General features: G+C 69.3%; 10 protein-coding genes. 5 read left to right on the forward strand and 5 right to left on the reverse strand.

Features of this window, described 5'->3' with window-relative positions; genetic code table 11:
* Nucleotides 1-13: 13 nt before the first annotated feature.
* Together AC3WLC_RS11905 and AC3WLC_RS11910 are read right to left on the reverse strand one after the other, a co-directional pair.
* Nucleotides 14-1,144, reverse strand: a complete 1,131-nt coding sequence (locus tag AC3WLC_RS11905; RefSeq protein ID WP_493684132.1) for an Mrp/NBP35 family ATP-binding protein — start codon at nucleotides 1,142-1,144, stop codon at nucleotides 14-16.
* A 27-nt stretch (nucleotides 1,145-1,171) separates the two neighbouring features.
* Nucleotides 1,172-1,414: a sulfurtransferase TusA family protein gene (locus tag AC3WLC_RS11910; RefSeq protein ID WP_493684133.1), complete on the reverse strand. Its 243-nt coding sequence runs from the start codon at nucleotides 1,412-1,414 to the stop codon at nucleotides 1,172-1,174.
* Between the two features lie 166 nt (nucleotides 1,415-1,580).
* On the opposite strand from AC3WLC_RS11910, the gene mobB reads away from it, so the two are divergent.
* Together mobB and AC3WLC_RS11920 are read left to right on the forward strand one after the other, a co-directional pair.
* Nucleotides 1,581-2,111: a molybdopterin-guanine dinucleotide biosynthesis protein B gene (gene mobB / locus AC3WLC_RS11915; RefSeq protein ID WP_493684134.1), complete on the forward strand. Its 531-nt coding sequence runs from the start codon at nucleotides 1,581-1,583 to the stop codon at nucleotides 2,109-2,111.
* 2 nt (nucleotides 2,112-2,113) lie between these two features.
* The gene (locus tag AC3WLC_RS11920) at nucleotides 2,114-3,361 is read left to right on the forward strand and encodes a molybdopterin molybdotransferase MoeA (RefSeq protein WP_493684135.1); all 1,248 of its coding nucleotides are present in this window, start codon (nucleotides 2,114-2,116) and stop codon (nucleotides 3,359-3,361) included.
* An 18-nt stretch (nucleotides 3,362-3,379) separates the two neighbouring features.
* On the opposite strand, the gene AC3WLC_RS11925 is transcribed toward AC3WLC_RS11920, so the two are convergent.
* The 3 genes from AC3WLC_RS11925 to AC3WLC_RS11935 form a co-directional block, all read right to left on the reverse strand.
* Nucleotides 3,380-4,150 carry a TIGR02186 family protein gene (locus AC3WLC_RS11925; protein WP_493684136.1) on the reverse strand — a complete coding sequence of 257 codons (771 nt, stop codon included), beginning with the start codon at nucleotides 4,148-4,150 and terminating at the stop codon, nucleotides 3,380-3,382.
* On the reverse strand, nucleotides 4,147-5,079 hold the full coding sequence (locus tag AC3WLC_RS11930) for a sulfite exporter TauE/SafE family protein (protein WP_493684137.1): 933 nt from the start codon (nucleotides 5,077-5,079) through the stop codon (nucleotides 4,147-4,149). The genes AC3WLC_RS11925 and AC3WLC_RS11930 overlap by 4 nt, the downstream gene beginning before the upstream one ends.
* A gap of 235 nt (nucleotides 5,080-5,314) precedes the next feature.
* Entirely contained in the window at nucleotides 5,315-8,749 is a 3,435-nt protein-coding gene (locus AC3WLC_RS11935) for an SEL1-like repeat protein (RefSeq protein WP_493684138.1), read from the reverse strand.
* A 354-nt stretch (nucleotides 8,750-9,103) separates the two neighbouring features.
* Here AC3WLC_RS11935 and AC3WLC_RS11940 point away from each other — a divergent pair, with 354 nt between their 5' ends.
* The 3 genes from AC3WLC_RS11940 (at nucleotide 9,104) to AC3WLC_RS11950 (ending at nucleotide 12,966) form a co-directional block, all read left to right on the forward strand.
* Entirely contained in the window at nucleotides 9,104-9,565 is a 462-nt protein-coding gene (locus tag AC3WLC_RS11940; RefSeq protein ID WP_493684139.1) for a MerR family transcriptional regulator, read from the forward strand.
* A gap of 262 nt (nucleotides 9,566-9,827) precedes the next feature.
* Complete coding sequence (locus AC3WLC_RS11945; protein ID WP_493684140.1) at nucleotides 9,828-11,624, forward strand: acyl-CoA dehydrogenase C-terminal domain-containing protein; 1,797 nt, start codon at nucleotides 9,828-9,830, stop codon at nucleotides 11,622-11,624.
* Between the two features lie 133 nt (nucleotides 11,625-11,757).
* Nucleotides 11,758-12,966 (forward strand): acetyl-CoA C-acetyltransferase, encoded by a 1,209-nt coding sequence (locus AC3WLC_RS11950; RefSeq protein WP_493684141.1) that lies wholly within the window; start codon nucleotides 11,758-11,760, stop codon nucleotides 12,964-12,966.
* Nucleotides 12,967-13,089: the final 123 nt, after the last annotated feature.

Consider the following 13,089-nt stretch of genomic DNA (forward strand, 5'->3'; position numbering starts at 1 on the left):
AAGCCGGCCGGTCTTACTCGATCACGATCCGCGGCGCGGCCCGGGTCGGCCCGGACAGGCCGGCCTTCACCTGCCGCGCCAGGGCGACATAGGCCTTGGCGTGGGGGCTGTCGGGGTCGCTCGCCACGATCGGGCGCCCGCCATCGGAGGTCTCGCGGATCGGCATGGCGAGCGGGATTTCGCCGAGGAATGGCACGTGGAGCCTTTCCGCCTCGTGCCTGGCTCCGCCATGGGCGAAGATGTCGGAGCGGTGGCCGCATTCCGGGCAGATGAAATAGCTCATGTTCTCGACGATGCCGAGGATCGGCACCTCGACCTTCTTGAACATGGCGACGCCGCGGCGGGCATCGAGCAAGGCGAGGTCCTGCGGCGTCGAGACGATGACGGCGCCGGCGAGCGGCGTCTGCTGCGCCATGGTGAGCTGGGCGTCGCCCGTGCCGGGCGGCATGTCGACGACGAGCACGTCGAGCTCGCCCCAGGCGACCTCGCGCAGCATCTGGGTGATCGCCGAGATCACCATCGGCCCGCGCCAGATCATCGGCGTCTCCTCATCGATGAGGAAACCGATCGACATGATTTTCAGGCCATAGGCCTCCATCGGCGCGAGCGTGCGGCCCGAGATCAGCCGCGGCTTGCCGGTGATGCCGAAGATCTTCGGCACGGACGGCCCGTAGATGTCGGCATCGAGCACGCCGACCTTGAGGCCGAGGGTCGCGAGGCCCACGGCGAGATTGGCGGTGGTGGTCGACTTGCCGACGCCGCCCTTGCCGCTTGCCACCGCGATGATCTGCTTGACGCCGGGAATGCCGGCCGCCTTCGGCACCGGCCCGCCGGGGCCTGGCTGGCCATGCGCCTGCCGGCGCGCTTCCGCTGCCTGCGACGGCGCACGTCCCGGCGCCTTGTCGGCGGTGAGGCCGACCAGCACCTGCGTCACGCCGGGAATGCCGCCGACCGCGCTCTCGGCCGCCTTGCGCACCGGCTCCATCGCGCCGGCCTCGGTGGCGTCGATGCCGATCGCGAAGATCACCTTGCCGCCGTCGATCAGGATGTCGCCGACGCGGCCGGATGCCGCCAGCGATTGCCCGCTCGCCGGCAGCTTCACCAGTTCGAGCGCGCGCAGGATGTCGTTTTGCGAAAGGGCCACGATCTGGGCTCCGTTGCTGGCGTGACGCTAGGCCGCGGCCTTGCGGATGTGGAAGGTCAGGAGCCGGCCCTCGGTGCTGCTATGTTCGAGCGAGGCGCTGCTTTCCCGGACGAGATTGGGGATGTCGATGGCGGCCATCGGGTCGGTGCACTCGACGACGAGCAGCGCACCTGGCGCCGCGCCGAGCAGCGCCTTGCGCACGCGCAGGGCCGGGTGCGGGCATTTGAGGCCGCGCAGATCGAGCGGGATCGACATCATCCTACGTGTCATATGATGGCTTTTCATGCAGCGGCAACAGCCCGCTCCGGCGCAGAGCGCGATCCGCGCCCGTGCACGACACGCGTGGCCGGCGAGCTTGACCGCCCGAACCGATTTGCACGATGACAGCCAAGCGCGCCTTGCGCCCGGCTTTTGTCTCTTGAGGATGTTCCTGTCGATGCGCGTGATCGGACTGGCGGGCTGGAGCGGGGCCGGCAAGACGACCCTTCTCACCAAGCTGATCCCGGAGTTCAACCGCCGCGGCGTCAGGGTCTCGACGATCAAGCACGCCCATCACGCCTTCGATCTCGACACGCCCGGCAAGGATTCATGGGCGCACCGGCAGGCCGGCGCCTCCGAGGTGCTGATCTCCTCGGCCAAGCGCTGGGCCTTGCTGCACGAACTGCGCGACGAGCCGGAACTGGGGCTGCCTGAGCTGCTGGTGCGGCTGTCGCCGGTCGATCTCGTCCTCGTCGAGGGTTTCAAGCGCGATCCGCATGCCAAGCTCGAGGTCTATCGCGCTGACAACGGCAAGCCGCCCTTGCATCCGGACGATCCCAGCATCGTCGCGATCGCCAGCGACACGCCCTTTCCGGATGCCGGCCGGCTGGTGATCGGGCTCGACGACGTGCCCGCCATCGCCGATTGTCTCTTCGCCAAGGCGCAGCCGCTGGGTGCGGTGCTGGCCCGGGCGAAAGAGGACTTGTGACGATGGCGCAGCTCAGCGCGCATGCCGACGGCCCCGTCCTGACGATCGAGCAGGCGGCCGAGCGTGCCGCCGAGCGCATCGTGGCGGTGGCCGGCACCGAGACCGTCGCGCTCGTCGCGGCAGACGGCCGCGTGTTGGCGCAGGATGTCGTCGCGCCGCTCGACCTGCCGCCTTTCGCCAATTCGGCCGTCGACGGCTATGCGGTCCGCTTCGCCGATCTGGCGACGTCCGGCGAAACGCGGCTGCCGGTCTCCGGCCGCCTTCCGGCCGGCGCCGACGCGGCCGGCGTCGCGACGGCGGGGATGGCCGTGCGCGTCTTCACCGGCGCGGCGATGCCGGCCGATGCCGACACCGTCTTCATGCAGGAGGACGTCGCGCTCGATACCGATATGGTCGTCCTCCCGCCGGGCCTGAAGCGTGGGGCCAATGCCCGCTCGGCCGGCGAGGACCTCCGGCGCGGCCAGTCCGCGCTCGCCGCCGGTCGCAGCTTGCGCCCGCAGGATCTGGCATTGCTCGCCTCGCTCGGCGTGACCGAGGTCGCGGTGCGCCGGCGCGTGCGGGTCGCGATCTTCTCGACCGGGGACGAACTCAGCGAGCCGGGGGCGGCCCTGTCGCCCGCCGGCATCTACGACGCCAATCGCAGCCTGCTTCGCGCGCTCGTGACCCGCGCCGGGGCGGAGATCGTCGATCTCGGCATCCTCCGGGATGAGCCGGAAAGTCTCGCCGGGCGCCTGCGCAAGGCGGCTGCCGATTGCGACCTGATCCTGACCTCGGGCGGCGTCTCCGCCGGCGAGGAAGATCACGTCAAGGCGGCTGTCGAGCGCGCCGGCGAGCTCGCCTTCTGGCGCGTCGCGATCAAGCCCGGCCGGCCTGTGGCGATGGGGCTTGTCGCCGGCACGCCCTTCATCGGCCTGCCCGGCAATCCGGTCGCGGTCTTCGTCACCTTCGCCTTCGTCGCCCGCACGGTGATCGCGCTGCTCTCGGGCACAGTGCCGGCACGTCTGCACGGCCTGCCGGTCAGGCTTGGCTTCGCTTACGAGAAGAAGGCGGGGCGGCGCGAATATGTCCGCGTTTCGCTGACCCAAGGTCCGGACGGCATTGCCGTGGCGCGCAAGCATCCGCGGGGCGGGGCGGGGGCCTTGATCTCGCTGACCGAGAGCGACGGGCTGGTCGAGCTCGCCGACGAATTGACAGTCGTCGCGGAGGGCACAATCGCGCCCTTCCTCGCCTATGAGATGCTGACGGGCTGAGTTGCCGGGGTGTGAGCATCAATCGCGCCGGAAGATCACCGTCGCCAGCCAGCCCAGCAGCAGTGCCACCGTGACCGTCGCCAGACCGTAGAGGAGCGGGCGGTCATGCGCGGCCGAGGTCATGCGCTGTTCCGCGCCGGTCTTCACCACCTCGAAATTCGTGGTCTGGCGCGCCAGGATCGAACCGCCGGCATAGAGCAGGACCTCGACCTCATAGGGGCCGGTCGGCGCGATCGCCGGGATCTTGATCTGTGAGCTGAACAGGGCCGGCGACAGGAAGGTGACGCCGCGCTCGTCGAGCGTATAGAGCTGCTTGCCCTCGAGGATCCGGATCAGGGCGTCGCGGAAGCGGGCGATGTCGAACTCGAAGTCGAAGCCGGTCGGCGGGCGCTGGGCATTGGCGAGGCCGATCTTGTCGCGCCGCGCCGCCTCTTCCGACAGGAACTCCTTGATCGGACGATTGGTCGCGACCGAGAGATAGATCGAGCGGTCCGGGAAGCGGCGCTGGTTGCGGTTGATCCAGATCGGGCCGACACGCTCCTTCTCGCGCACGATCAGCATGCGCTGCGGTCCGCGCACGGTGACGACGATGTCGTAGGGGTCGGCCCGCGCGACGGAGCGGCCGTCGCGCTCGACCAGGCCGAACACGGCGAGCTGGTCGCCGGTGAAGTTGGAGGCGATCGCGATCCGGTGTGTCGACAGCGCCGCGATCAACCCTTCCGCCTGCGCCGAGGCGCTGGCGAGTGCTGCAAGGCAGGCTGCGATGAGGGCGAGCGCGGCGCGTTTCATCGCTGCGCTCCTTCCGGCACGACCACCGAGTAGGGCTCGCTCGGCGGCAGGAAGAGCTCGACCGCGAAGCGCAGGCCGACCGAGAGGATCAGCAGCGCCAGCAGCAGGCGGAACGACGAGACGTTGAGGTTGCGCGCCGCCCGGCCGCCGAACTGGGCGCCGATGACGCCGCCGACCAGCAGCAGCATGGCCAGGATGATGTCGACCGACTGGTTGGTGACGGCGTGCAGCACCGTCGCGCCGGTCATGGTGACCAGGATCTGGAACAGCGAGGTGCCGACCACGACCGCCGGCGGGATCCGGAAGAAGTAGATCAGAGCCGGCACCAGCATGAAGCCGCCGCCGACGCCGAGCACGGCGCCGATGAAGCCGATGATGACGGCGAGCGCCGCGATCGGGATCACGCTGGCATAGAGCTGGGAGCGCGGGAAGCGCATGCGCAGCGGCAGGCCCATCCAGGGCGGGTGCGAGCCGGCCTCGCGCAGGCGGCGGGCCGGCTTGCCGCTACGATCGCGCAGTGCGGCGCGCACCGCGTCGAACAGCATCAGCCCGCCGATGCAGGTGAAGAGCGTGACATAGGCCAGGGTGATCACCAGCTCGAGCTGGCCGAGCCGCCGCATCGAGTTGAAGAACAGCACGCCCATGATCGTGCCGACGATGCCACCGGAGACCAGGATGCCGCCGAGCTTGAAGTCGAGCGCGTTGCGTCGCCAATAGGTCAGAACGCCGGTCATCGACGAGCCGGCGACCTGTGCGGCGACGGTCGCGACCGCTACGGCCGGTGGAATGTCGAGGAAGATCAGCAGCGGCGTCAGCAGGAAGCCGCCGCCGACGCCGAACAGGCCGGAGATGAAGCCGACCGCGCCGCTCAGCCCGAGCACCAGGAAAATGCTGATCGGCAGTTCCGCGATCGGGAGATAGATCTGCACGCTTCCAAACCTTGTCGGCCGTCGATGCCTTCCCATGTCGGACATGGTTCGCAAAAGTGGATACGACTTTTGCGACGAGAACATGCCCGACGTGCTGAGCCGGCACGGATTTCTGGCGCCCGGCCGAGATCGGCCGAACGGAAACTGCGCCGTAGCGGTGACGCTACAGCGGAAACCTTTTCAATGTGTGCAGTTTTGAGCGGCTTTCGGCGCAGGTCCGGCCTGCACCGAAGGCTCAGCCGCGGCCGGGCTTTACCGGCTTCTTGGCGGCGACCGGCGGCTCGTCCCAGCCCTTGGCCGGTTGCGCGACTTCGTTGGCGCTCGCCTCCAGCGGCTTCGGCTTCCAGCTCTCAGCCGCCGCCTTGGCCGCGGCGAGATCGCCGGCCGGCAGCCGGCTGGCCACCTCGTCGCGCTTGCGGCCGGCATCCTCGTCGCCTTGGGCGGCGGCGATCGCGAACCAGCGATAGGACTGGCCAAGATCGGCCGGCGCGCCGAGGCCGCGGCCGAGCAGGATGGCGAGATTGTACTGGCTGTCGCGCACGCCGTATTCGGCGGCCCGGCGGAACCATTCGGTTGCGGTAGCGTAGTCCGGCTTGCCGCCGGCACCCTCGGCGTAGAGCACCGCGAGATTGTGCATCGCCTTGGCGTTGCCGCGCTCGGCGGCGCGCCCATACCAGACCTTGGCAAGCGCCGGGTCGCGATTGGTGCCGATGCCCTTCTCGAACATGTTGCCGAGGCGGAACTGCGCCGGACCGAGGCCGGCGACGGCGGCGCGCTCGAACAGGCGCAGCGCCAGCTTCGGATCGCGGTTGCCGGGGCCGTCGGCTGCCTGTGCTGCGATCTGGTAGACGGCGCGGGCGTCGCCCGCGAGCGCCGCCTTGCGCTGGCCGGCGCTGCCGGCAGTCGACGGCAGGTCGCCGATCCCGGTGACGGTCTCCACCGCTTCGGACGGGCTCTGCAGCGGCAGCGACGCGACCATGGACGGCACGGAGGCCGCCGGCGGAGCTGACGGCTGCTCGGCGCTCGCGATCTGGGCCGGTGCGGGAACGGCGGCCTGCGCCGGCGTCGTGCCGATCTGCAGCGGCGGCAGGGCCGAACTCTGGTCCTTGGCCGGCGGCGCAGCCTGCTCGGCCGGCGCGCTTTGCGGTGCCGGCTTGGCCGCGGGGGCTTCGATGGGGGCGGGAGTAGCCGGCTCTGTCCGGTTGGCGCTCTCGCTGACGGCCTGCTTCTTGGCGCTCTGCTGGGAGCCCGAGAAGACCTGGGCGGCGCCGATCGCGAGGACCAGCGCGGCGAGGCCGAGCAGCAGCGGCCGCCGCCGCTTTTCCAGGATCTCCTTGAGGCGCCCGCCGCCGGAGGCGGATTTGGCCGCCTTGCCGGGCTTGGCCGTCTCGGACGCGGTCGGGTTGGCAGCGGCCGCTTCGCTGGCGGCCTTGGCCGAGCGGCGCGCGGCGGCGATCAGGCTCTGGCGGACGGCCTGCGGATCGTTGCCCTGCGGGGCCGGTGCATCGGGGCGCGGCCGGCCGGAGCCCGGCTCCAGCGGCAGGTCGAGCCCGCCGGTGCGCGGCAGCCGCGGCTCTGCGGCGAAGCGCTCGGCCATCGGCACGGCGGGGGCAGGTGCCCTGACCTCGTCGGACGAAGCGGGCGTCCGCACGCGCGGCGTGGGCACGGGCGCGGCGGGGCGGCGGTCGCGGTCCCCGCCCAGTTCGGCTTCGAGATCGCCAAGGCGGCCGATGATGGTTTCCAGCGTGCGATGGACGGCGCCGATCGCATCCTGGGTCTCGCGCCCGGTCGAGACATGGGTCTCGCGCAGGCCGCTCATCAGGTCGCTGAGCTCGGACAGGCTCGCGCCGCGAGAGGGCGGCAGGTCGGCCATAGCGGCGCGGGCCGCGCGCTCGGCCGCTGCCGTGGTGTCCTCGCGCATGCCCTGGAGGTGGACGACCAGGTCCTGCAGCGTCCGCTCGATGCCGTTTTCGGCCGAGCGCGTCGCGGCCTGCTGGTCGAGCCGCTGGGTCAAACCGGCGATCTGGCGTTCGAGCGCGTCGAAGGAGTCGGAGCCGGCGCCAGGCCGGCCGGCCTCGTCGATCTTGGCGGCGAGGCCGCGCAGCATGTCCTCGACCGGGCGCATGTCGACCCGGGCGAGGGGGGCGCCGCCTTCGTCCGCCATCTGGGCGAGCCTGCTGGAGGCGGCGAGCTGCTCGACGCGGTCGGTCAGCGTCTCGATCCGATCCTCGAGCCGGCTCGGCGGCCGGTCGGCCAGGTCCTCGAGCTTGATCACCAGCGCTTCGATGCGCCCGGCGAGCTCGTTTGAGGCTGGGCGGCCAATGGCGTCGAGTTCGCCGAGGCGAGCGACCAACTGGTCGACCTGCCCGTCGATCACCGAAGCCTTCATCGTGGGCAGCGAGTCGAGCTTCTGGGCGAGCGATTCGACCTGGCGCGACAAGGCGAGCAGCGGCGCACTGTCGCCGGAGCGCTCGCGCAGGCGGTCGCTGTGCAGGCTCTCGCGCACGTCCTCGATCGCCAGCGACAGGCTGCGCAGGTCGCGGGTGTCGTCGCGCAGGCGCCCGACATCCGACGTCAGCGCGTTGAGCTGCAGCGACAAATCGTCGAAGCGGCGGCCGTCCGGGGCCGAGACGAGCTCGCGCAATTCGGCCAGTTCGTTCAGGATTGGTGCGATCGTCTGGCGGTCGCCGCCGCGCGCAGCGAGTGCGTCGACCTTGGCGGCAAGATGGGCGACCTCAAGCTCGAAGCGGCTATAGCTCTCCTGCGGGCGGGCCTCGGAGAGCCGGCCGATCTCGGCCTCGATCCGTGCCAGCGGTTTCAGGACGGGATCGAGCCGGTCGCGCCCGTCGAGGCGGTCGAGCCTGGCCCCGAGCTCGCCGATCGCCCGTTCGAGCGGCTTGAAGGCGGCGCGCTGCTCCTCGGCCCGCATCGCCGGCTGGGCCGGGGCGATGCGATCGTTCAGCTGGCGCAGATCCTCGCGCAGGCTCGCGAGTGTCGGGGCGGGGGCAGCCGGGCGCTCGAAGGTCGCGGCGTGTGCATCGCTGTCGAGGGCGCGCTGGCGCGAGCGGATATCGGATACGGCGGCGGCGAGGCCGTCGCGGCTGAGCATGACCGGGCGCGTCACCTGCGGCGGAGGCGGTGCTGCCGGCCTGCGGCTGGCTTCCTCGGCTCGGCGCTCGATGTCGCTAAGCCGGCTGCCCATCGTCTTGATCGCGTCGGCGATCACGGCGGTGGCGCGCTCCTGACGCTCGACCGTGGTGCGCTCGCCCTGCGACAGGCGGCTCTCGGTGCGCTCCATCCATTGCGCGATCGAATCGAGCGCGCTTGCGGTGCGCGCATTGCTGTCGCGCGTCAGGCGCTCGGCCATGGCCGCCTGGGTGATGAACGCGTCCATGCGCTCGCGCGAGAGATCAGGCCTGGCGGGGGCGGCCTGCGGGGCCGCGGCCGTCTGCATGCCGCCCTGGGAGAGGCGGGCAAGGCGCTCCGAGAGCGCGGCGATGTCCTGCTCCTGCGCGTCCTGTACGACGGCGTCCGGCTCCCCGGCCTCTTCGCGGATCTTGCTGTCGAGCCACTCGCCGAGCGTCATTCCGGCGCGGCGCGCGGCGGTTTTCGCCGCGTCACGCGTGCGCGGATCGACGCCCTTGACGCTCCAGGGCAGGCTGGTCGCCATGTCACGCTCGCCTCGAGGGGCAATCTCGACCAAAGAGCGCTCGCTGCCCCCTCAGGCGGCGGCGCCCTTGCGATCTCGGCAATCATGAACATCGGGTTGATGCGGCTGACACTGGAGATCGCGGCACCGACTTTTCGCCGTCACGGTAAATAGAGCGTTAAGATCGAGGGGCCGGACGTTAATTTTCCGGAAACGCCTGTCGGGGCAGGTTGCCCGGGCCGGGTATAACGGTAACTTACCCCCGGCCGGTGGCTAACGACGTGACGTAAGGGAGCCGCCGCGCCTACATTGCCGGCAACGCAGGGGCGCCTTCCGATGGGTCGCCGTCCCGCTCCGCAACCTTAAGGAACCGACATGCCGCGCCAAAGCACAGCTCTGGCGGCCACACCAAGTCACGACGGCCGCTCCGCCTCCCTGCAGACCACGAATGCCAGCGAAGCCGATGGCTTCACCATCAGCGATCTCGCCCGCGAATTCGGCGTCACCTTGCGCACATTGCGCTTCTACGAATCGCGCGGCCTGCTCGCGCCGGCCCGCTCCGGCCTGACCCGGATCTATTCCGGACGGGACCGTGCCCGCCTCGCCCTCATCCTCAAGGGCAAGCAGCTCGGCTTCACCCTGGTCGAGATCCGCGCCATGCTCGCCAATGAGGAAGGCAAGGAGCTCAAGGGCAAGGAGCCGTCCGCCTCGGTCGGCGGCCTGCAGCTCAGCCGCAGCCAGATCGCCGAGCAGCTCGAATTGCTGCGCAGCCAGCGCGCCGAGATCGAGACCGCCATCGCCGAGCTCGAAGCGACCCTCGCGCGCCTCGACGCCTGAAGTAGCCCGGTCCTGCGACCGGCACACCTGCTACGATCACGATGCCCTGAACCCTCGCTGGTTCGGGGCATTTTTCGTTTGCAAGCGCTGCGTGCGGCGCGCCAATCTCTCCCGACTACGCTGTCCGAATGAAAAAGTTGGCATGGCCCCTTGGCAAGTCGCACCCAGATAGTTTATATATGAACTATCTCGAAGCGCCGCTGTCATAGGAAGCCGGCAAGCTTCGTCACCAAGGCTGCACGAAACGCCAGGGAGGGATGCGATGCCGGTCTACAAGGCGCCTGTCGAGGACACGCTGTTCCTGCTCAACGACGTCTTCCAGTTCGAGCGCTACAACAACCTCCCGGGCTTTGCCGAGGCGACGCCGGACCTGGTCGAGGCCGTGCTCGGCGAGGGCGCCAAGCTCTGCGAGGAAGTCCTCCAGCCGATCAACCATTCCGGCGACCAGGAAGGCTGCAAGCGCAACGCTGATGGCTCGGTGACGACGCCGAAGGGCTTCAAGCAGGCCTATGAGGCCTATGCCGCCGGCGGCTGGATCGGCCTTGCCATGGACCCTGAGTACGGCGGCCAGGGCCTGCCCTACACGCTCGGCGCGATCATGAACGAGTTCTCCTCCTCGGCGAACATGGCCTTCTCGATGTATCCGGGCCTGACCATGGGTGCGATGGCCGCGCTCTATGTCCACGGCACGGACGAGCAGAAGCGCACCTACCTGCCGAAGATGGCCGAGGGCACTTGGTCGGGCACGATGAACCTGACCGAGCCGCATTGCGGCACCGATCTCGGCCTGATCAAGACCAAGGCCGTGCCGAACGGCGATGGCTCCTATTCCATCACCGGCACCAAGATCTTCATCTCGGCCGGCGAGCAGGACATCACCGAGAATATCGTCCACCTCGTGCTCGCCCGCATCGAGGGCGCGCCGCAGGGCGTCAAGGGCATCTCGCTCTTCGTCGTGCCGCGCAACGAGGTCGGCGCGGACGGCTCGGTCGGCGCGAACAACAAGGTCTCCTGCGGCTCGATCGAGCACAAGATGGGCATCCACGCCAACTCGACCTGCGTCATGAACTATGACGGGGCGAAGGGCTGGCTGGTCGGGACCGAGAACAAGGGCCTCAACGCTATGTTCGTGATGATGAACGAGGCCCGCCTCGGCGTCGCGATCCAGGGGCTGGCCCAGTCCGAGGTCGCCTATCAGAACGCCGTCGCCTACGCCAAGGATCGCCTGCAGGGCCGGGCGCTGACCGGGGCCAAGAACCCCGACAAGCCGGCCGATCCGCTCTTCGTTCATCCCGACGTGCGCCGCACGCTGATGTCGATCAAGGCCTTCAACGAGGCCGCCCGCGCCTTCGTCATCTGGAACGCGATCAAGTCCGACGTCGCCCACCGCTCCGGCGATGACGCCGAGCGCCAGGCCGCCGACGACCAGCTTGGCCTGATGACGCCGGTGCTCAAGGGCGTGCTCACCGATGTCGGCTTCGACAATGCGGTGAAGGCCCAGCAGATGTATGGCGGCCATGGCTATATCGCCGAGCACGGCATGGAGCAGTTCGTCCGCGATGCCCGCATCGCCATGATCTACGAGGGCGCCAACGGCGTGCAGGCGATGGACCTGGTCGGCCGCAAGCTCGGCCGTGACGGCGGCCGCGCCATCATGGCTTTCTTCAACGAGGTCGGTGCCTTCGTGAAGGAGAACGAGGCCGACGAGACCTTGAAGCCGCTGCTGGTTTCGCTCGCCGCCTCGCTCGGCCATCTCCAGCAGGCGACGATGTGGTTCATGCAGAACGCCCTCGCCAAGCCGGACAATGCCGGCGCCGGCGCGCATGACTACATGCACCTGCTCGGCCTGGTCTCGCTCGGCTATATGTGGGCGAAGATGGCCAAGGTCGCGCAGGACAAGCTCAAGGCCGGCGCCAATGGCGCGAGCGAGCGCATGAACGCCAAGCTCGTCACCGCCCGCTTCTTCATGGAGCGTTCGCTGCCTGAGACCGCGGCGCATCTGACGCGGATCACCTCCGGCTCCGACGCCACGATGGCGCTGAGCGCCGAGCAGTTCTGAACGTGAAACTCATGCCCGGGCCCTGGCCCGGGCATCTTGCAGAATTGCCTCGTCATGAGATGGTCGGGCCAAGCCCGACCATGACGGCGGGGACCGAAACGAGCCGCAATCGCGGCCAGCCCGGGAGGCCTTGATGGCTGACGCCTTCATCTACGATCACGTCCGGACGCCGCGCGGCAAGGGCAAGGCCGATGGCTCCTTGCACGAGGTCACTGCGATCGAACTGGGCACGCAGACCCTGCGCGCCATCAAGGAGCGCAGCAATCTCGACACCAAGCTGGTCGAGGATGTTGTCTTCGGCTGCGTCGACCCGGTTGGCGAGGCCGGCGCCGATATCGCCCGCACCGTCGCGCTCAAGGCCGGATACGGCAAGGAAGTGCCGGGTGTGCAGATCAACCGCTTCTGCGCCTCGGGCCTCGATGCGGTGAACCTCGCCGCGGCGCAGGTCATGTCCGGCCAGAAGGAGATGACGATCGGCGGCGGCGTCGAGAGCATGTCCCGCATCGGCATGGGCGCCTCGGGCTTCGGCATCGCGGTCGATCCGTCCGTCGCCATCGACACCTATTTCATGCCGCAGGGCGTCTCGGCCGACCTGATCGCGACCAAATACGGCTTCTCGCGCGACGATGTCGACGCCTACGCCGTGCGCTCGCACAAGCGCGCCGCCCAGGCCTGGCAGGAGGGCCGCTTCAAGAACTCGGTGATCCCCGTCACCGACGTCAACGGCCTGATCATCCTCGATCGCGACGAGACCATCCGCCCGAACACCGACATGCAGGCGCTCGCCTCGCTCAAGGCCTCCTTCGTCCAGATGGGCGAGATGGGCGGCTTCGATGCGGTCGCGACCGCGGCGCATCCGGACGTCGAGTTCGTCAACCACGTCCACCATGCCGGCAACTCCTCGGGCATCGTCGACGGCGCCGCCGCGGTGTTGGTCGGCTCGAAGAAGGCCGGCAAGGCTGCTGGCCTCAAGCCCCGCGCCCGCATCCGCGCCTTCGCCACTACTGGCTCCGACCTCGCGCTGATGCTCACCGGCCCGGTCGACGTGACCGAGCTCGTCTTGAAGAAGGCCGGCATGACGCCGAAGGACATCGACCTGTTCGAACTGAACGAGGCCTTCTCCTCGGTCGTTCTGCGCTACCAGCAGGCCTTCGACATCGACGACGCCGTGCTCAACGTCAATGGCGGCGCCATCGCCATGGGCCATCCGCTCGGCGCCACCGGCGCGATGATCCTCGGCACCGTGCTCGACGAGCTGGAGCGCACCAACAAGCAGACCGCGCTGGTCACGCTCTGCGTCGCCGTGGGCATGGGCGTCGCCACCATCATCGAACGGGTTTGAAGCTCCCTCCCTTCCCCCCTTGTGGGGAAGGGCCGGGGATGGGGATGGTTCCGCCTGGCGATCGCTCACCAAGCGGCGCGACCCCCACCCCTATCCCCTCCCCACAAGGGGGAGGGGAAGCGC

The organism is Allobosea sp. GW821-FHT03A12 (assembly GCF_058986765.1).